The organism is Roseiflexus sp. RS-1 (genome assembly GCF_000016665.1).
Lineage (GTDB): Bacteria > Chloroflexota > Chloroflexia > Chloroflexales > Roseiflexaceae > Roseiflexus.
Map to the genome: position 1 here is coordinate 47320 of NC_009523.1, position 20492 is coordinate 67811.

Annotated in this window: 15 protein-coding genes; 4 read left to right on the forward strand and 11 right to left on the reverse strand. The window is 59.3% G+C overall.

Annotation, left to right across the window (positions count from 1 at the left end; all coding sequences use genetic code 11):
• Window positions 1-31: 31 nt before the first annotated feature.
• Entirely contained in the window at window positions 32-1387 is a 1356-nt protein-coding gene (purB, locus tag ROSERS_RS00215) for an adenylosuccinate lyase (RefSeq protein ID WP_011954846.1), read from the reverse strand.
• A 295-nt stretch (window positions 1388-1682) separates the two neighbouring features.
• On the opposite strand from purB, the gene ROSERS_RS00220 reads away from it, so the two are divergent.
• Window positions 1683-2723 carry a zinc ribbon domain-containing protein gene (locus ROSERS_RS00220; protein WP_198136341.1) on the forward strand — a complete coding sequence of 347 codons (1041 nt, stop codon included), beginning with the start codon at window positions 1683-1685 and terminating at the stop codon, window positions 2721-2723.
• 317 nt (window positions 2724-3040) lie between these two features.
• On the opposite strand, the gene ROSERS_RS00230 is transcribed toward ROSERS_RS00220, so the two are convergent.
• Window positions 3041-4777 (reverse strand): McrB family protein, encoded by a 1737-nt coding sequence (locus tag ROSERS_RS00230; RefSeq protein WP_011954848.1) that lies wholly within the window; start codon window positions 4775-4777, stop codon window positions 3041-3043.
• A 191-nt stretch (window positions 4778-4968) separates the two neighbouring features.
• Here ROSERS_RS00230 and ROSERS_RS00235 point away from each other — a divergent pair, with 191 nt between their 5' ends.
• Complete coding sequence (locus ROSERS_RS00235; protein ID WP_011954849.1) at window positions 4969-5934, forward strand: hypothetical protein; 966 nt, start codon at window positions 4969-4971, stop codon at window positions 5932-5934.
• Between the two features lie 120 nt (window positions 5935-6054).
• Window positions 6055-7992 carry a DNA topoisomerase (ATP-hydrolyzing) subunit B gene (gene gyrB / locus ROSERS_RS00240; RefSeq protein ID WP_011954850.1) on the forward strand — a complete coding sequence of 646 codons (1938 nt, stop codon included), beginning with the start codon at window positions 6055-6057 and terminating at the stop codon, window positions 7990-7992.
• Between the two features lie 205 nt (window positions 7993-8197).
• Here the strand turns inward: gyrB and ROSERS_RS00245 are convergent, their stop codons facing one another.
• The 6 genes from ROSERS_RS00245 to ROSERS_RS00270 all read right to left on the reverse strand — a co-directional run bounded on the left by ROSERS_RS00245 (window position 8198) and on the right by ROSERS_RS00270 (window position 14899).
• Entirely contained in the window at window positions 8198-8830 is a 633-nt protein-coding gene (locus ROSERS_RS00245; protein WP_011954851.1) for an N-carbamoylsarcosine amidohydrolase, read from the reverse strand.
• Between the two features lie 279 nt (window positions 8831-9109).
• Window positions 9110-10024: a hydroxymethylglutaryl-CoA lyase gene (locus tag ROSERS_RS00250; RefSeq protein WP_011954852.1), complete on the reverse strand. Its 915-nt coding sequence runs from the start codon at window positions 10022-10024 to the stop codon at window positions 9110-9112.
• A 3-nt stretch (window positions 10025-10027) separates the two neighbouring features.
• Complete coding sequence (locus tag ROSERS_RS00255; RefSeq protein ID WP_011954853.1) at window positions 10028-11242, reverse strand: CaiB/BaiF CoA transferase family protein; 1215 nt, start codon at window positions 11240-11242, stop codon at window positions 10028-10030.
• Window positions 11243-11299: 57 nt separating this feature from the next.
• Window positions 11300-11983, reverse strand: coding sequence for a GntR family transcriptional regulator (locus ROSERS_RS00260; RefSeq protein WP_011954854.1), 684 nt, complete (start codon window positions 11981-11983; stop codon window positions 11300-11302).
• A gap of 452 nt (window positions 11984-12435) precedes the next feature.
• Window positions 12436-13584: a M23 family metallopeptidase gene (locus ROSERS_RS00265; protein ID WP_011954855.1), complete on the reverse strand. Its 1149-nt coding sequence runs from the start codon at window positions 13582-13584 to the stop codon at window positions 12436-12438.
• 193 nt (window positions 13585-13777) lie between these two features.
• On the reverse strand, window positions 13778-14899 hold the full coding sequence (locus ROSERS_RS00270; RefSeq protein WP_157040907.1) for an STAS domain-containing protein: 1122 nt from the start codon (window positions 14897-14899) through the stop codon (window positions 13778-13780).
• A 352-nt stretch (window positions 14900-15251) separates the two neighbouring features.
• Here ROSERS_RS00270 and ROSERS_RS00275 point away from each other — a divergent pair, with 352 nt between their 5' ends.
• Window positions 15252-15470, forward strand: a complete 219-nt coding sequence (locus tag ROSERS_RS00275) for a YgaP family membrane protein (protein ID WP_041332603.1) — start codon at window positions 15252-15254, stop codon at window positions 15468-15470.
• Here the strand turns inward: ROSERS_RS00275 and ROSERS_RS00280 are convergent.
• The 3 genes from ROSERS_RS00280 to ROSERS_RS00290 form a co-directional block, all read right to left on the reverse strand.
• The gene (locus ROSERS_RS00280) at window positions 15433-17448 is read right to left on the reverse strand and encodes a UvrD-helicase domain-containing protein (RefSeq protein ID WP_011954858.1); all 2016 of its coding nucleotides are present in this window, start codon (window positions 17446-17448) and stop codon (window positions 15433-15435) included. The two genes, ROSERS_RS00275 and ROSERS_RS00280, sit on opposite strands and share 38 nt — an antisense overlap.
• A 44-nt stretch (window positions 17449-17492) precedes the next feature.
• On the reverse strand, window positions 17493-19313 hold the full coding sequence (locus ROSERS_RS00285) for a DEAD/DEAH box helicase (protein WP_011954859.1): 1821 nt from the start codon (window positions 19311-19313) through the stop codon (window positions 17493-17495).
• 634 nt (window positions 19314-19947) lie between these two features.
• Window positions 19948-20265 carry a DUF4258 domain-containing protein gene (locus ROSERS_RS00290; protein ID WP_011954860.1) on the reverse strand — a complete coding sequence of 106 codons (318 nt, stop codon included), beginning with the start codon at window positions 20263-20265 and terminating at the stop codon, window positions 19948-19950.
• Between the last annotated feature and the right edge of the window lie 227 nt (window positions 20266-20492).

Consider the following 20492-nt stretch of genomic DNA (forward strand, 5'->3'; position numbering starts at 1 on the left):
TCATTCGCGCGCATCGGCGCACCTGATGAGTTTACACCATCCGCGCCAGGCGGTCGGCAAGCCCGGTATAGGTTTCGGGAGTCAACGCGCGCAGTTCCGCCTTAATGTCGGAAGACACGTCAAGTTCATCAATAAATGCAAGCAACGCCTCGCGGGTCAGTGCGCGACCGCGCGTCAGGCGCTTGAGCGCCTCGTATGGCTCAGGATACCCGGCGCGACGCAGGATGGTTTGCACTGCCTCCGCCAGCACTTCCGGATGGGCGCGCAGATCGTCCAGTAACCGCGCCCGATCAACCGCGATCCTTCCCAACCCCCGGCTGACGCGCCGATAACCGAGCAGACAGTAGCCAAATGCGACACCGAGATTGCGCAGCACAGTGCTGTCGGTCAGGTCGCGCTGCAAGCGCGAGACCGGCAGTTTGCGACTGAAATGCTCCAGTAGCGCATTTGCCAACCCCAGGTTGCCTTCGGCATTCTCAAAGTCGATAGGGTTGACCTTGTGCGGCATGGTGGACGACCCGACCTCGCCGGAGCGCGCGATCTGCACCAGGTAGCCATCGCTGATGTAGCGCCACATATCCTGACACAGGTCGATCACCACCGTATTGAGCCGGCGCAGCGCGTCGCACAGTTCGGCAAGCGTATCGTGCGGTTCGATCTGCGTCGTCAACAGCACCGGCTCCAGGTCGAGAAAACGGATGAACCCGCGACTGAATGCGATCCAGTCCACCTGGGGCAGCGCTGCGACATGGGCGGCGAAGGTTCCGGTTGCGCCGTTCAATTTGCCGGTGAGTCGGATGCCGGACGCCTGTTCGTGGGCGCGTTGCAGACGTGCAGCAAAGACCGCCATCTCCTTGCCGAATGTCGTCGGCGTGGCAGGTTGTCCGTGCGTGCGCGCCAGCATGGGCGTTTCGGCTTCGGTCAACGCCAGGTCGCGCAGCGCGACGATGATCTCGCCGACCGCAGGCATGAGCGTCATGTCACGCGCTTCGCGGGTCATCAGCGCATATGCGAGATTGTTGACATCCTCCGATGTCAGGGCGAAATGCACCGCTTCCTTCCAGGCGCCAAGACCGAGTGCATCGAGACGTTCACGCAACCAGTATTCGACTGCCTTGACATCGTGGTTGACCCGGCGATCCCATACAGCAATCGCTTCCGCGTCGGCGGCGGAGAACGAGCGGTACAGGTTGCGCAGCGCCGCAGCCGCGCGCGGATCGAGTTTCGGCACAAAATCGATGTTCCGCGCGCGCGTTAGAAAGATCAGATACTCGACCTCGACGCGCACCCGGTAGCGGAACAACGCCGCCTCGCTGAAGTACGCTTCGAGTTCGGCGACATCCGCCCGATAGCGCCCGTCGAGCGGCGAGAGTGCAGTCAGCGACATTCCCTTTCTCCCTCAGTAGCGACTCTGTTGCATTTTTGCAATCAAAGCGATTAATTCGTTGTCCGCGATCCTGGGTATCATTTGGATAGATTGGAGCAAAACGTGAGTCCACTGCAACAAGGATATTTCACCGCAGCGCAGCGTTCGCAGCGGCGGCTTCCGTATCGCGTCACGCACACGTATGCTTCGCCGTGCATCCATCATGGTTCGTTTTTTTGACCCTCTGCGCGCCCGGCGTCTCAGCGGTGCGTTGTTGCAGCGAAGTCGAACATATCATCCATCATCGGAGGCGCCCGTGTCGCACACCGTTTCGCCCGACGTCCATCGCATTCTTACCGACGCCGTCACCGCCATCCGCTCCGGCGACAAAGCGCGGGGACGAACGCTCCTCGCCCAGGCGCTGCGCATCGATCCACGCAACGAAACCGCCTGGTTGGGGATGGCATCCGTCGCCGAGACTCCTGAACGGCGGCGTGAGTGCCTGGAACGTGCGCTGACGATCAACCCGAACAGCCAGATCGCGCGTCGCGCACTCCAGAAGTTGTCTGATTCACAGCCGTCGCGTGCGCCTCATGACGCCAGCGCGCCGGATCAGGCGTCTCGCTCATCGTCGTCTTCCGCTCCCATACATGCGCAGACCGTCACACAGGAGGGAGAGGCGCCGCAAGACCAGGCGCGCCATTGTCCGCAGTGCGGCGCACCGATCGGGGCGACCGACACGGTCTGTGCGTTTTGCAAGAGCCCGCTTGCGCCGCCGTCTTCCGCATCCGACACCCTATCATACCCGAAACGCACGCCGCTGACCAGGGAAGAGCAACGACGGCTTACCGGACAATCCTTGAAGCGGATCTGTGTGCCGCGTTTGTTTAATGCCACGACAATCGTCGGTATCGTCATCACGTGCATCGCAGGCGCTATCATTGCATGGACGATCCAACAGAACTGGACGGCACACCCAGGAGCGCTCTTTCTGTCACTTCTTCTGCCGTCACTGTTTCTCGTTCCGGGAATCATCAACATCATCCAGGGGATGCAAATGTATCGGTTCGCACGATCGCTGCGCAACGCCACAGCGGTTGCCGAAGCGCCAGTCCTGGATGTCTGGCAGTATGAAGGCTTCGAGGGTGAGCCATTTGTCGTCGCCTGGGAACTGACCGTCATCGACCGATACGGAAGGACCATACGCTACCGGCAGGCGCAGAAGATCGGCAAGGAGTTACACGATTATCTCCAGACGCGCGCGACGGTGCAGGTGCGCTACACGCCAGATCAACCCGACATTGCGATGCTGGACGAACAATGGGTGGCTGCCATCAAGGGCGCGTCGAGCACATGAGCGCATGTGTTTTCATCCATGAGTCCGCTGCAAAAAGGGCATGTCACCGCAGCGACGCGGCGTTTGCAGAGGAAGATTCTCTCGCGTATCACGCACACGCACGCTACGCCATGCATGGGTCGTTTTCAGGGTTCTCTGCGCCCCCGGCGTCTCAGCGGTGCGTCTTTGCAGCAAAGCACGAGTCCGCTGCAAAAAGGGCATGTCACCGCAGCGACGCGGCGTTCGCAGCGGCGGCTTCCGTATCGCGTCACGCGCATGTATGTCGTTTTTTACCCTCTGCGCCCCCGGCGTCTCAGCGGTGCGTGTTTGCAGCAACGTCATCCATAGAAATCGGTGAACCCATCAGCATCCAGGCGTTCGAGCATGCGCCGCACTTTCTCCGCCGATTCGGGGAACGGCGCTTCCGCGATCGTTTCAGCGGCGATATGCGCGGCGCGCTTCCAGACGCTCTGCGGTGCGCCGAGCAGCAGTTCCAGCAGTTCGGTCAAGGCGCGCCGCAAACGTGGCGTATCATCGCCGCGCAGTTTTGGCAGGATCTTCTGCTTGATCTGAAGATCGAGCGCCTGCTGCGGTGTCATCACCCCCTGCGACTGTTCAATGTAGCGTATTATCTCGTTCAGCACACGATACCCGAATGGTTGTCCGGCACGCGCGACAATGCTATGCACTGCGACAATGACGTTCCAGATCGTATCGTCGATAGCGCCAGGGTATGCTGTGCGGAACCCTTCCAGATCGACATCGGTCAATTCAATCACATTCGCGCGGTCGAGCAGTTTATCGGAGAGCGCATGCGCGCTTTCATCGACATTGACCGTGCCGGTGATCGCCACATTCGCCGGCAGGCGAAAAGGATTGGACAGCACCTCGCCGGTGACCGTCTCAACAACAGCGGCGGGCGCGCCGAGGTCGATCAGGCGATCATCGGTTTCCATCGCCGACAGGATCGGCGCCAGGTAGTATTCCGGTCGCGCCAGGTTCATTTCATCGAGACAGACAAAGTAGCGCGCGGAAGGGTCGGCGGATGCGCGCAGCAGAAAGCGGAGAAACGGCGTTGGATGGTATTTTCCGGTGATCGCATTGTAATAGCCGAGCAGATCGCGGGCGCTATGCCAGTCGGGCTGCACGGCGACGAGCAGATAGCGCTCATTTTCCTGACCAGGCGCGAAGCGTTCACCGACCACCGCATCGGCGTACAGACGAGTCAGGCGGGTTTTGCCGGTGCCGGAAATGCCCGGCAGGATGACAAGCGGACGGGTGCGCAGCGCGACATGGTACGCACGAATAATACGCTCCGACAGGGTAAAACCACGGGCGTGGATGCGCTCGATAATCACCTCAACAGGAGGTTCTTCCGCTGCCGTGTAGGCAGCGCGCTGTTCGCGCAACCAGGCGGCGCCGGTCGGATCGCGCGCTTCGGCTCGCTCCATGAGCGCCTCATTGAGCGGCAGCAGGGTCAGCGCATCGTCGATCAACCGCTCGATAAACCCCGGTTGCAGCACCTGCGGATCGTCCCAGCGATAGGCGAATCCTGCCAGCAGCGACGATGCTGCACGGTTCGCCAGATAACGGTCGAGCCAGTGCGTCTCCACATCGGAAGGACGTTCGCGTTCGGCAAATCGCACGTCGGTGAGCCGTTCGACCAGCGGCGACCAGAAAGCGCGTGATTCCTCCCACAGACGCGCCAGGTCTTCTTTGCGTCGCCGCGCGACGTGCAACGCAACAAGGATCAGACGCTCGGCGCCGCTGACCGCCACGTAGACTCCTGCACCGCGCGGCGGTCGATCAACGACCATGTAATACTCGTTGATTGGATCCCGCACTCCCCGACCACGGTTGATGGAGCGTTGACTGCGGTAACTGATCTCGTAGAGGTTCCAGATGCGCGGAAAACGCACGGAAGCCTCTGCGCCGAGACGTGCTGCGCATGTTGCCAGCACCGGATGCAACCGTTCCTGAATGGCATTCCAGCGCGCTGCGACACCGGGAACCGTCAGCGCGGCAAGCGCTTCTGGCGTGAACATGCTCTGATCCGACACGGTGGAGAGCGTCATTTCCTGGCTTTCTGATGCATTGTAACCTTCTTATTATAGCACCGTTGACGATGATGGACCGGCAAGCGAGAAGGGGCAGGAGATACATGTGTCACGTTGTCCAAAACGAACACCCGTTCACATCCCTCCCCGATCCCTGGCGATATATGGTATAATATGGAGGTTGTCTGTGACATATTTAGAGCGTCCGTATGCGGCAATCCGCCTCGATCATCGACACGCTGAGCGAAGGGTATCGCGCCATTCACCGGAGGCCGGCTGCGCTGCTGCTGGTGTTCGTCTTTAATCTGGCGCTTCTGATCACAGCACCGGTCTCATTTGCGCCGCTTTTCAATCGCTTCGATAGTTTTCTGACCAGGCTGGCAGGCGCATCGACGGACACAAACAGCGACACACAGGTTCAGATGAGTGCACTGCTGGCGGAGCTTGGTCAGACAGACCTGCGACAGACGCTGGCGTTGATGAACGTGATGCCGCGGTTTGTTATTCCGCGGTTTGCGCCCGGTGCGCTGGCGACCGGCAGTATGAGCGCGGTGGTGACCATCGCCAGTGTTCCGGAGGCGCTGCTCACGTTCGTCCTGATCAACCTGATCGTCTTTCCGATCGGTATTCTGTTTCTCACGCTGGTTGGTGCAGCAGTGCGTGGTGAGCCGGTGTTGCACCGCGATTTCTGGCGCGTGCTGGTGCACATTGGTGTGGCAGTCCTTGGGGTGATGGCAATCCTCGCCGCAGCGTTCGTGCTGATCGGCATACCGTTCACCTTCGCGGCTGCCCTGCTGATGGCGGTGAATGAGGTGCTGGGCATCCTGGCGTTCAGCCTGATCCTGGTAGTGATCATCTGGGTGCAGATTTATGTCGGTTTTGCCAACGAAGCGATTGTGATGAGCCGGGTGGGACCGCTGCGCGCTATTCGGACGAGTTTCGAGGTGGTGCGCCGCAACCTGTGGGGCGTCGTCGGTCTGTTGATCCTGTCCCTGATCATTACCCGTGGAACCGAGGTGATCTGGGAAATGTTCGGCAATTCGACAGCAGGCGGCATAGCGGCGGCGCTTGGCAGTGCGTACATCGGCGCCGGACTGGCGGCGGCGCGTATGGCGTTCTACCGTGAGCGCCTGCGTCGTCTGAGTGAGCAGCACCTGGTCCGACCAGGGGCATAACAGTGTGACACGCATTGTGTACATCCGTTGACCTGCACAGCATCCGTTGTCGGAACGACGCCATCAGTATCGTTCAGGCATCTATCGTATCAACATAACGAAGAACGACTCGAGCCACCTATGACGACAGAACCACTGCAGCCGGTCGAAGCAACCGGCTACGACGAAAATCAGATCCAGGTTCTCGAAGGTATGGAGGCGGTACGCCGCCGACCTGGCATGTATATCGGTCCGACCGATGTCAACGGACTGCACACCATGGTGCGCGAAGTCGTCGATAATTCGGTCGATGAGGTGATGGCCGGGCGCGCGACGACCGTTGAAGTCACCATTCACCGCGACGGTTCGGTGACGGTCGCCGACGACGGGTATGGCATTCCCACCGGTCCGCATCCCAAACTGGGCGTCAGCACGCTTCAGGTGGTGATGACCGTGCTGCACGCTGGCGGGAAGTTCGATAACAAGAGTTATAAAGTCTCATCGGGATTGCATGGCGTTGGCGTATCGGCGGTCAATGCGCTCTCGGCATACATGCGTGTTGATGTACATAATGCACGCGACGGGATGCACTACTTCCAGGAGTATCGCTGCGGTGTGCCGCAGTGCGAGGTGCAGAAGGTCGGTCCGACCACGCGGCGCGGGACGATCACGCGCTTTCTGCCGGATACGACGATTATTCAAACGCTGGATTACAACTTCAAAACGCTGGCGCAGCGCTTCCGTGAAATGGCGTATCTCAACAAAGGGTTGCGCTTCAAGTTTGTTGACGAACGTGACGGGAACGAGGTCAATTTCTACTTCGAGGGCGGTATCCGCTCGTATGTGCGCCACCTCAACAAGGACAGGAATGTCCTGCATAAACAACCGTTCTATGTTGAACGGATCGTCGATGATGTGATGGTGGAAGTGGCGTTGCAGTACACCGAAAGTTTTGATACCGACTCGGTGTATGCATTTGCTAATGGCATCAACAACACTGATGGCGGTGCGCACGTCGCCGGTTTCCGCAGTGCGCTGACGCGGGTGATCAACGCCTATGCGCGCAGTAAAGGGCTGCTTAAGGAGAATGAGGGCAATCTGACCGGCGATGATGTGCGTGAAGGGTTGACGGCGGTGATCAGCGTCAAACTGCGCGATCCGCAGTTCAGTTCGCAAACCAAGGAAAAACTGGTCAGTCCTGCGGCGTCGGGCGCGGTCAATACGGTGTTTGGCGACGCGTTCAGCGCCTGGCTTGAGGAGAATCCACAGGAAGCGCGGCGGATCATCGAGAAGTGTATTGCGGCGGCGCGCACGCGCATCGCTGTTCAGAAGGTGCGTGAAACGGCGCGCAAGAGTGCGATGGAGGGTTTTTCGCTGCCGGGTAAACTGGCAGACTGCTCGGATACCAATCCGGCGCGCACTGAACTGTTCATTGTTGAGGGCGATAGCGCTGGCGGGAGTGCGAAGCAGGGGCGCGACCGGCGCTACCAGGCGATTCTGCCGCTGCGCGGTAAAATCCTCAATGTCGAGAAGAGTCGGCTCGACAAAATGCTTTCCAACAACGAGGTAAAGGCGCTGATCACCGCCATCGGCGCCGGTGTCGGCGATCAGTTCGATCCAGCAAAACTCCGGTATCACCGGATCATTCTAATGTGCGACGCCGATGTCGATGGAAGCCATATTCGCACGCTGTTGCTCACCTTCTTTTTCCGCTATATGCGTCAGATTATCACCAATGGGCACCTCTATCTGGCGCAACCGCCGCTGTACCGGATTGTTCACGGCAAGACGGAAAAGTATGTCTTTACCGATGCGGAGCGTGATCAGTACCTGGCGACACTTTCGTCTTCCGAGCGGAATAAAGCGACGATCACGCGCTACAAGGGGCTTGGCGAGATGAACGCAGCACAGTTGTGGGAGACGACGATGAATCCGCTCAACCGTCTGCTGCTCCAGGTGACGCTCGAAGATGCGCAACAGGCGGATGAGACATTTACCATGCTGATGGGCGATCTGGTGCCGCCACGCAAACGCTTCATTCAGACGCACGCGCTGGAGGTGCGGAACCTCGACATTTGATGGTGTGCGCCCACTTTTCCTCGCTTCATGTTCACTCAATGCGCACACTGCGTCCCCTGCCCCCCTTCTCCTTGTACGGGAGAAGGGGGTCCTTCTGGCGTCATGGCGACCGAACAGGAGATGGAACGCAAGATCCTGGAGGGGTGTTGTTCCCCGATATTGAGTGCGAAACGGAGGCAGGGGTGTTTCACGTGAAACAGGGGCGCTATTCCACACCCTGCAGATACTCCAAAACCTCTTCCAGCGACATCACATCGCCATACTTTGCGTCGATATCGAACAGGTTGGCTTCGTGGGGACCGGGAGCGCGATCCCCGACACACTCACGCGGAACGATGACCCTGAAACCGTACTGCATGCCATCAACGGCGCTGGCGCGGACACACCCGCTTGTCGAGCATCCGATGAGAATGATGGTATCCACCCCAAGCGCCGTGAGTGTGGCAGCGACTGGTGTTCCAAAGAACGCGCTGGCATACTTCTTGGTGATTACCAGATCCCCATCACGCGGTGCAAGTTCATCGACAATCTGAGCGAGCGGCGAGTCGGCGGTGAGTTGGAGCAGCGCGGGCACTTTCCGGACAAACCAGCCGCCGTCGCGTCCGTCAGGCGCATAACTGACTGTTGTGTAGATCACAGGAATGTTGCGCTCCCGTACAGACTGGAGGAGGCGCGCACTGGCGCGTACTGCATCAGGAACGCCGGGCGCAGCATACAGCGGCGAGCCGGGGGTCGTATATGCTTTGATGAAATCGACCACGAGAAGCGCGGGGCGCGAACCAAAGCCGACCCGCGCAGCAAGCCCGTGGCGTTTGTAATCAGATTCGAGATCGGCCATCGACGTCCATACCCCCATACTACGATGTTACTCCAGCAGAACCATCGTCCGGCGGAATTGCGTTCCTCACGACAGACGCGCCCCGTCCGAACCTGAAGTGACATCTCCGACCTGCGCTGCTGCCCCGTTGCTTTCGCCAGAAGGCTGCGTCCTGCGTCGGGCTTTCGCAGCCGCCCACCGCAGCGGAACCGGCTTGCGCGGTGCGGGAAGGCCTGTTTCTGCTTCGCAGCGTGACAGCAACTCCTCCAGTGGCGAACTGGATACCGCTGCCCACCCTGCTCAACTCGAATGGTAGACCGGACCCGCTTTCCCTACCAGCGCCGGGAGCGGTCGTCCCAGGTGCGCGGCCAGCCAGTTCGCTGCGTCCAGCAATGTGCCGAGATCGATCCCGGTGCGTACCCCCATGCCGTGGAACATATGCACCAGATCTTCAGTCGCAATATTCCCCACCGCTCGCGGCGCAAACGGACATCCGCCGATCCCCCCCAGACTGGCGTCGAAGCGTCGCACGCCGACCTGCCAGGCAGCAAACGCATTGGCGTAGCCGGTATTGCGCGTGTTGTGAAAATGAACAGTCAGTGCTGCGCGTTGATCGAGCAGGGTCAGGGCTTCACGGCACAACCTGGCAACCTGTGTCGGCGCCCCCATGCCAGTGGTATCCGCCAGGATGATCTCGGTCGCCCCTAGATCGACTGCGCGGCGCACGAGATCCAGGACACGCACCGGCGCGACTGCACCCTCGAATGGACAGCCAAAAGCAGCGCCGACGGCAACGCCAAACGCCACGCCATCACGGACGGCTTGCCCGGCAATATGTGCAAAATCTGCCAGCGAGTCGCTCACACTGCGTTTGAAGTTCGCCTGATTCAACGACTCGCTGGCTGCCAGCACCAGACGAACATGACGCATACCGGCAGCAACAGCCAGTTCGTACCCGCGCATATTCGGGATCAGGCAGGTAAATCTGGCAGTCTCACCATCTGTCAGCGCCATTGCCACCTCGGTCGTGCCAGCTTGCTGCGGAACCTGGCGCGGGTTGACGAAAGCGCCGATCTCCACCCACGGTATACCCGATTCCACCAGACGCCGGATCAACGCGACTTTTGTGACAACCGGGAGTATTTCCGGCTCGTTTTGCAATCCGTCGCGCGGAGCGACGTCGATGATGGTTATGTCTCGCTGAAGGTTGTCCACGTTTCAAATGACCCCCTGATCGCGCAACGCCGCAAGTTCAGCAGATGACAGGCCAAGCAACTCGCCCAGCACAGCCCCGGTATGCTCGCCGAGTTCGGGACCGGTCCAGTCCACGCCACCGGGAGTTTCGCTCAAGCGAGGAATCACATTCTGCATCACCATGTCGCCAATGCCGGGCGCCTGAACGCTGATGATCGCCTGGCGCGCAACGAAGTGCGGATCGGATAACATTTCGCGTGCGGTGTAGATACGACTGGCAGGTACGCCATGCGCATCCATTAACTGCTGCAACTCGTCAGTTGTATGCTGGATCGTCCAGGCGGCGATCACCTCATCAAGTTCCGCCTGATGATTGCCACGTGCGCTGTGGGTGGCGTACCGCGGATCGGTCGCCAGTTCAGGTTGCCCCATCGCTTCAGTCAGACGACGAAAAACCGCATCTGCATTTGCGCCAATCGCAAACCAGAGACCCTCTTTCGTCGGGTAGATGTTCGAAGGGGCGACATTTGGCAAAATCGTGCCGGTGCGCTCGCGGATATGACCGGTCAACTGATATTCGGGGAGCATACTTTCCATAACCGCAAGCACTCCTTCGTAGATCCCGATATCAACGACCTGCCCGCGCCCGGAGCGTTGACGCTCATGGAGAGCAGTCAATGCACCAACTGTCGCAAAGACCGCAGCGAGCGAGTCGCCAATGCTGATACCGATTCGCGCAGGAGGACGATCAGGAAAACCGGTGACGGCGCGGATTCCACCCATTGCTTCGCCGATGCTGCCAAACCCCGCCTTGTCACGGTACGGTCCCGTCTGACCAAATCCGCTGACCCGCACCATGATGAGGCGCGGGTTCAGCGCGTTCAGCGTTTCCCAGCCAAGCCCCCATTCCTCCAACGTTCCAGGGCGAAAGTTTTCGACAACGATGTCGCACAGAGGAACAAGGCGTCGCACCAGTTCCTGCCCTGCTGCAGTCCTCAGATCAATGGTGACCGAACGCTTATTGCGCGCCAGAATTGGCCACCAGAGTGAACGTCCGTTGTGGCGCTGACGCCCCCATTCGCGCATCGGGTCGCCTTTGCCCGGCGGTTCGACTTTGATGACGTCTGCGCCAAAATCAGCCAGTAACTGCCCGCAGAACGGTCCCGCAAGAAATGCCCCCAGTTCCAGCACACGAATATCATCAAGCGGGCGTCGCGGGCGATCAGGAGAAGATGTCATTCGAGTACTCCGCTGGTTTGCATATAAAGAAGGCATCACCAAACCGGTGAACGGCGCTTACTGCTCAATATCGGTCGTCTGATCATCGTTAAAGTGTTGCAGCAATACATCTCGACCGTGATAAATATGTTCGCGCATCATTGCGCGCGCTCGTTCACCATCACCCTGTTGAAGCGCCTTGAGAATGGCGCGGTGAAAGAAATTCGAGATCTGACGCTCTTCCGGCGTGTACCAGTAGAATGAGCGAAATTGCAACGGAATATCGACCACGGTATGGACGATGGACGTCAGCCGTTCATTGCCGGCTGCAAACAGAACCGTGTCGTGAAAGATAGCATTCTGTTCGACCAGAAAACGCACCTCTTCGGTGTGCGAGTCGAACGTCTGGGTGAGCGATTGTTCCAGTGCGTCCGCAGCATCTTTCAGAATTGTCAGTTGTTCAGGCGCAATCCGGGATGCTGCCAGGTATGCCGCATGCCCTTCGAGTAAGGCGCGCAGATCGTAGATTTCGAGCAGGTCTGCCGTTGTAAAACGCCGCACAACTGCGCCACGATTGGGGAAAATGTGCACCAATCCCTCAGCGGCAACCCGGGCAAGCGCCTGCCGCACAGGCGTGCGACTGACCCCCAGATCGCTGGCGAGACGCTCTTCGATGAGGCGTGTACCGGGTGGATAACGCCCTTCGATAATTAACCAGCGTAAGCGGGAGTACACCTGGTCAACGTGTGGACGTTCAGGCATATCAGATCAGATTGTATACAATCCTGTGCGCTCCATTCCTTACACGACGAAGAGCCTGTCGCCATCTGAACGCAGCTCGCCAGAATCCTCGATCTTTCTGGTTCTGAAGCCTCAAAAACAACCTGTGTTTCGGTTGCAGTGATAATGATGGACGCCCTTGAACATTACTGCGGAGATTGTATACAAATATACCAGGACTTAAGAAACCTGTCAAGATGCTGGAAGGAAAAGCTTGCGCGTTCTTATTGGAGAGATACAGTGGCTACCTGGGCGAAGGTTCGAGAAACGCTCAAGATCGTCTGTGACAGGGGATGCCGTTCCAGCACCGGCGCGCCGGCTGCATGCGAAAGGCGGAGTGGCGCCCACAGACGCCGACACCCTCGTCTCCCAATAGACAACCGTGCTGTGGGTGATCCCTGATCCCCGGTAAAAGGCGCTGTGGGATTTCAGAGTTACGGCTGAACCAGCAGCATGGTCACCGTTACCCATTCGCCGGCATTACCGGCATAGTCAATCGGTTGCACGCGCAGGAAGTATTCACCCGGTGCGAGCGACGGGGTTTCGATCTCCGGCAGAGGGGTAAACCATTCCGACGCACCCGCAGGATCATTCCCGATATAGATGCGGTAGCCAGCGACACCCGACGCCGCATCGCCGGCTGGCGCCCAGGAGATCGACGACGGACGTTCAGCCTTGATGTTGACCGGTGCAAGCGCAGGGGGCGGCTCAGGCGGCGTTCGATCATACCCGATCGGACCGAATGTGGCGAGCGTTTGTTGCCCATTCCGGTCCCACCCGCGCACAAAAAGGGTATGCAACCCTTCGCCAGCGTCAGAAAGACGTACACTGCCATTCGGCGCCGCAATGTCTGGCGCACTCCCGCCTGGATCGCGCTCCCATGCCACCTGATACCCGGATGCCATCGCCGTCCCGCTGAACTCGATTCGCACATCGCCGCTGTACCAGCGCCCGACTTCCGCTCCGGCAAATCCGATCCCTTCGACATGCGACAATGGCGTGATCCCGGCGACCAGCACCTTCCCGCCATGCTGACTGCACCCGCCAACTTCCGGCAGATCGTACCCTTCAGCAAAGCGCAGCGGCACTGATCGTCGATTGCGCGCCCAGGGACCTTCTGCCGTAAACGCGGTGAAGTGCAGGTGAACGATGCCCGGCGATCCGCGATCACCGACGGCGCCGATCACCTCGCCGCGCGCCACGATCCGCCCGACCTGCGGGTTCTCGGCGCGTTGCATGTGGGTGTACATGGTGTAGAGATTGCCTTCGTGACGCAGAATGAGGGTCCCGCTGCGCGGCGCCCAGACGAAGATAACCCCATCGGCAGCGGCGCGCACCGGCGCACCGGCACTGGGACCGTCGGCGCGTACCAGGTCGAGTGAGTAGCGATCCCAACCGTTGTGCGTGCCACAGGCGTACCCTTGAATGATGCGCCATGGCTCGCCTGGAGGCGTCGGCAACCAGAGTTCAGGGGCGACGCCAGCGTGTTCTGCTGCCCCAAGCGGTGCGGCGGGCACGCATGCAACAAAAAGAAGCACAAGCGCCAGCCAGCGCCACAAGGGGCGTACTGAATATGCTTCCATGCAGTCGTCGTGGACTGTTTACTTTTCTTTAACGTTTTGCACGATGGGGCGAGCATACCATAGAACAGCGGAGGCGTCAAATCGACCGCAGGAGGCAGGAGGCGACTGTTCACATCCAGAGGAACCGCGCCTGAAAGCCCTCGTCGCGTCTACGAGGGCAAGATGCCCTTACTCCCAGGAGAAATGGAAACACTTACTGCGGGCGCGACAACCGGTTCACGCTGGCGGGGAAGGCGGCAGACAACGCATGGATCGCCTGTTGCAGATCGGCGTAGGTTTTCATGTCGAGTGCGACCCCCAGCCCCACAACCGTCTGCGCGACTTCGGGACGGATCCCGACCAGGATGACCTGTGCGCCGAGCAAACGCACCGCATCCGCCGCCTGGAGGATCATGCGGGCGACCTGCGTGTCGATCAGCGGGACGCCGGTCACATCGAAGATCACCTGCTGCGCCCGCTCGCGCTCGACCGCGCGCAACACATTGGCGACAAATACGGTTGCGCGCGATTCATCGATCGCGCCCACCAGGGGGGCAATCAGCACCCCTGGCAGCACCGGCAAAACCGGCGCGCTTAACTCACGAATCGTCACCTGACTTGCCTGGAGATCGGCGAGCGCCTGCTGTAACTGCGCCTCGCGCTGCTCAACCGTGCGCAGCGCTTCCTGAAGCCCGGCAGTGCGTTCGCTGACCGTTGCTTCGAGCGAATCGCGCAACTGTTCGAGTTCTCGCTCACGCGCCAGCGCTGCTATGAGCGATTGACGCAATACCGGACCGAACAGTGCAATGATGGTCGTTACCACAAAGAGGACGAGCAGAAACAGAGCAACTGCAACGATGGTCAGATCGCCCGGCGGTTGAACCATTGTTGTGAACGGGGCGATCACCGGATTGACCAGGAAGATCGCCGCCGTGATCAGGGCGCTCGCCGCCGCGATCAGAAGCAACGGGCGCGTTTCGATCAGCAAACCGGTCAGAATGACCGGTATGAACATCACCGGCAAGAAAGGCGTCGCCGCCGGGTAACCGTAGATGACCGTCACGAAAAACACCGCCACGATTAAACCGGCGGATGGAACCAGGACTGCCAGGCGAAAGTAGCCGCGACGCAGCGCCGCCACCCCTGCCAGACTGGCCAGCATGACCAGCACGGCGCCACCGGCAGGAACTCCGCTGGTTGGGTTAACGCCGAGCACGGCGAGAAAGACGATCAACGCAACCAGCGCTGCGACGCTGATTGCGATCAGGATCATCTGGAGCGCTGGCGCCTGCCGGCGTTCGATAGGATCGGTTGATGCAATGAGAAACTGGCGCATATCCGTCTGCATACTATCTCCGCTGCACAATGTTGAGCGTCCCGACGCTGCCGGGCATCATCGTTATGGTTCGGTTCCAGCACCATATCCTGATTCTGTCTGGATACATCACTCAATGGAGAGGCAGAACCGAGGATATGCGCCTCTATCAAAATTGCCCAGTGCTGCACGGACGCGCATCAATGGGCAATTCGGGATACCAGTATGATGCAACGCTGCTCCTGTTGTCAAGATAGTTTCGTCGAATGTTACACACGCACCAGACCGGCAGGCAGGGTGTGTAACCTTTCGCAGAGTGTTGCATTTCAAGAGTGACACAACCCTGTCATTGGAAACAGAAAGGAGATCACCCATGTTCACGAAGAATGAAGGTTCTCTGGATCGCGGTATTCGCGCCGTGGTAGGCGTGCTGGCGCTTATTGCCGGATTCACGATGCTGAGCGGCGTGTGGCAGATCGTTGCCGGTGTGGTGGGGCTTGTGCTGCTCGCTACAGCGGCAATCGGCATCTGCCCGCTCTACTCGGTGTTGGGCATCAACACCTGCCCGGTGAAGCCTGCCGAACGGCGTTGAGTTGCGCGAAGAACGGCGGTGGTTCGCCGACGCATGTGATCGCCAGGCGCTGCCCGGCGCGCGTCAACGCCATGTACAACCGGCGGGTGTTGTCGCGGATCAGGGCAGCGCGTTCTTCATCGGACAGAATCGGGTTCTGTTCCGCCTGATACAGGCGGTGTACGCCCATCACAAAGACGATCGGGCTTTCGAGACCGGTTGCGGCATTCATGGTGCACACCCGGAGATGCTTCCCTGGCGGTATCTTCTTCGGATCGGCTACCGCTGCACTGCCAAACTCCCGTCGCAGGCGTTCCAGCATCCGATCAACGCCCTGCCAGTCGGGATGGATCACCAGGATGTGCTCCAGCGCGACGCCACGTTCGCGGAGTGCACGAATCTCATTGACGACACGCGTCATTTCGTCCTGCTCGCTGTCGAGCACGACGACCTGCGGCGGTTCATTGTGCGCTTGAGGCGCGGCTTGTGCGATGATCGCTTCATCATCATCGGGCAAACGCATCTGATACATGCGGGAAGCAAAATCGAGAATCGCGGGAGCGGTGCGGTACGATCGGTCGAGACGCACGGAATGCCCGCGCACCTCCAATCCCATCTCTTTCCATGATTGCCCGCGCCGCAAAAATCCCTGGGTCGGGTCGGCGACAAGGAACAGATGACCGGCAGGCTTGAGGATCCGTTTGATGATTGCGAACCAGATTGGTGCAAAGAACTGCGCTTCGTCGATCAGAATAAAATCATACGGCTCAACCAGGAGTCGTCCTTCCACAAGGGCGCGCCAGATACGGCGCGGGACATCACCCCAATCGAGCAGTCCTCGCGCAGTCATTAAACGTCGATACGTGGTTATCGCATCGAACATACGGTTGCGCATCGATTCGTTCAAGCCAAAACCGCGTCCAGACCGTTTGGCGTCAAGGTATTCCTCGCGGGTGTTCAACAGCCGATCCTTGAACCAGTCGATCTCTTCCTGCAACATCCGCTCGGATATCGACGTGTCCGCCAGGTGCTGACGCCACACATCGGCAATCACCGAGGCGCGTTTACGTTCACTGATGATGTTCCAGCGTTCATCCGACGGCCTGTGGCGCCAGCACCACTGGTGAAAGGTCTGCCACTCGACGCCTGTGTCGTTGTTGGTGAGACGCCAGTAGCGCGCTTCGAGGTCGCGGATCAGTGGACGATTGAACGTCAACACGAGAATGCGCTTCTGTGGAAAATACTGCCGCAACAAACGGGCACGATACACGACCAGCAGCGATTTGCCGCTGCCAGCCACACCGCTGACCTGCCGCACTCCCATATCACGGCTCACGCTCCCGGCTTCGTCCGAAAGTTCCAGATCAACTTTGAGCGCCCATTCCTGCACCGGGCTGAGGAGGCAGTCGGTTAGTCCGGCTGATGTGTTCCGAAACGGCGACCCGCGAATAGTCATGGATGCAGGAACGACAACTTCGGGCGAAAAGATCGATCGTAACGCCATCGTCTGTCCGACCGTCAACGGCGCGCCGAGGTGCGACTCGATCCAGGCGGGCAATCGTTCCGGACTCAGATCGTCACGCCCGGTCGCCGGAATGTCCGGCGGCAGCGCCTGACGCAGATCGTTGTTGGAAATGTTCGGGAACAGGATGACACCCGGAACCTGTTCAGGCGCCAGCGCCTGTGCGGAAGCGCTGAGCATCGACCAGAACTGACGGAGGGCTTCCTGCGCGACGCTCCCGAATGCCGCGCCACCGCCGAACAACTGACCCTGCAAGGCAGTTCGAGCATCCTGCGGCGTCGCTGGTGATACCTTAATCAGCAGGTATCGTGCAGAGCGGTGGCACACCAGAAAATCGGGACCGGGCGTACTTCCGCTGGCAAGCCGCAACCAGACGGCATAATCGCTATCTGGCAGCAGACGCTTCAGCATCCGGAAGACTTTCGCCGTCTCAGGCGGGAGCGCGCTCGGCGGCGTGTTGGGAAACATGACAGCCATATCGGAACGATCCCTTCCACATCAACGCGCGTCTCACAACGAAATTACCGCACATACGGGGAGGTACGATACGCGCATGAGGCGATACATTCTTTCAACTGTTCCACCAACACCTGGATATCCGGATCCTCTGAGACCAGGGACAGCAGATGGCTGCTTCCCACGATAATGAGTTTCACCCGGGCGCGGGTGATGGCGACGTTCAACCGTTCCGGTTGCAGGAAGAAATCGGCGATCCCGGCGGCAAATGCCGGATTCGAGGTTGTCAGCGACAGCAAGATGACATCGCGCTCCTGCCCTTGCATCCGTTCGACGGTATCAACAATAATCTTCCGCCGTTGTTCGCTGTCGGGAGGCATGGAGTGAAGCAGATTGCGAATGGTGCGCGCCTGCGCCCGGTACGGCGTGACGACGCCAATTTCGTCGGGTTTGACGCCGCATGCCAGCAGTTCAGCGATCAGATCACAGATCAGGCTCGCCTCCGCCATGCTGCTTGTAGTGGCATTGCGATGGTGCAGATCGACAAACACTTTTGGCGCTTCCGGGTCAAGAATAGTCTCGAAGCGCGTTGGCTGTCGCATATACGCAACCCTACGTTGAGCAATCTCTTTCGACGCACACCGGAGTTGACCGTCGTAGTACTGCTGGCTGGGCCATTCGGTCAGTTCAGCGTTCATGCGATAGGTTTCGTCGAGCATCGTGTCGAACCGTCGCCCGACAAGCGCGCCAAACACCGAGGCGCGGAGCCATGCCTCCCTGTGTCGCGCGGTCAGCACCGGCGGCAACTGTTTGTGATCGCCGATGAAAATATACCGTTTTGCGACCAGCATTCCCATAATGGCGAGAGGCATGGTAATCTGACTGGCTTCATCGAAGATCACCGTATCGAACTCAACACCGTTGAGACGCTGTGTGCGCGTTGCGAATGGCGTGGCGCCAATTGCGTACCCGCCGCTTAACTCAGCAAGCGGCGACCCTTCGAACGTCTCGTAGTTCCGAACATCTGCACCTTCGCTGGCGCTTGCCTGACGCCCGATTTTGCAGAACGACGCCGGCGCTGCATCACCGAGACGATCCAGTTCAGCCAGCTTTTCCAGCGCGTTGTTGATCGCCCGGTGCGTGAACGCGGTTACGAACACACGCTCGCCATCCTCGACGAGCAGTTGCACAAGACGCGCAAGCACAAGCGTCTTGCCTGTTCCGGGAGGTCCCTGGATCAGCCAGGTCAGGTTGGTGGCATAAGCATTTGCCAGCGCCTCACACTGCGTCGCGTTCAACCCCCACTGCTCTGCGCGCTCATATGCACGCTCATAGCGAGCATAGTCGAGCGTCGGGTTCACCTGACCCATCAGAAGGGGCAGGATGCGCTGCTGACCGACTGCTGTCCCGGCAGTCTGATCAAGTGCGTCGAGGATGTACGGACTGAAGTCGACATAGCCGTAATCCAGCACCCATCCGGTGCGCTGGTGCAGGATTCGTCCCCAATTGACGCCGGGATCGTCGGTCGAGACCAGGAGGCGCGTTTCGTCATCGACTTCGAGCGTACAGGGGACGCGCGGCTCCTCGAAGGGATTGCCGCGGTTCAGCAGCAGGATATCACCTTCACGGAAACGAGAGACGTTGCGGTTGCAGGCAAGTTCGACGATCCCTTCCGGCGTCACAGAAACGACCTGCACCCCTTCAATGGCGTCTCCCTGGGCTACGCGCTCGGAGATCGGCTTCGACCAGGTTTGCACGATCTGCTGGCGCTGACTGTCGGCTTCGTCGAGCACCAGACGACGCAGGCGGCGCAGGAAATCGGCGGATGATGATACAGAACGCTCTGATGCGGTCACAGGATGCTGCACGCCTTGTGCTGTTGTCATGCCGGGTCGCGCGTGTCATTACAAAATGTGCAGCCGCACTGCATCAGTGTACTGTGAGTACAGGCATGATGTCAAGTATTTCTTGAGTTGCTGCGCCGTTGCAGGGTAATTGCAGGCGTCGGTCGCTGATGCACCATATGTGCAACCGGTCACGACTGCGCCTTTTCTGAGAGATTCGCTGATATCTGTAACGAAACGAACGCCAGCAACGTCAAACACTGGCGCGCATTGGGGTAGCGAAGGACTGACGAGGATTCGTCCTGCATACGCCGACAACGCACATTATCAGGCGAAGACCTGCTTGAGCAAGGGTAAAATCTCGTCAGCGGCGCGCTTGCCAGAGTGGAGGTTGCAGATCGAGGATGTCAGCGCATGCTGAAAGTGGTATGTTTGTCAGTGTGGCCAGCAAAAGTTAGAGAAATTCACGACGACTCACGAGGGCCTCTCAATCCGTGTTCCAGTCTGGCTCAGACGTGTGCTTCGCTACGCATCAAACCACGTTTCGTTTTTGGCATTCTCTGCGTTCTCGGCGTCTCAGCGGTGCGTTTTTGCATTGAAGTCATGATCTGGCAGATTCTGACCCTCCCGCCAGCCGACAGCCGACGGGAGGGTGTCCTGCTCAAGCCTTCGATCCTTAACCCAACATCTCTACCGACACCGTCCGATTATACTTCTGTTTGCGGCGAATGTCGCGCAGGGCGCGCCGGTTGCGGTAGACGGTGATGAGGACCGGGGTGTACCCCTTGTCATTGATGACGAGGGTGGCGCCTTCCAGATGATGATATTTTTGAAATATCGCCCGGTCGTCCGGGATGTCCCGCCGCCCCAGGAAAATGTGCAGCGCGCCGCCGCTGCGAATGCGACGACCATGTCGCATAATGAAAGCCACCTCGTCGTCCGTCAGGTTGCGTTGCGCCTGTCGCACGCGCGCGTGATTGCTTTTGGCGATCATTGCTGCCTCCTCCTGTCCGGATGCGGCGCTCGCTTTGTCTTGAGATACGCAGCGTCTGCACCGCGTGTTGCGCTCAGCATAGCGCTCGTTTATGAACACGATAAGACAGAGGCGCGCCCGTTTTTTCATCTTCAGCGGTTGACAATTGCAGCAGCGTGTGTTAAGAACTGAGAACTGAGAACCGACGGGCGCCGAGGGGGATGGTGCAGTTGAGGCTCTGGCGGTCT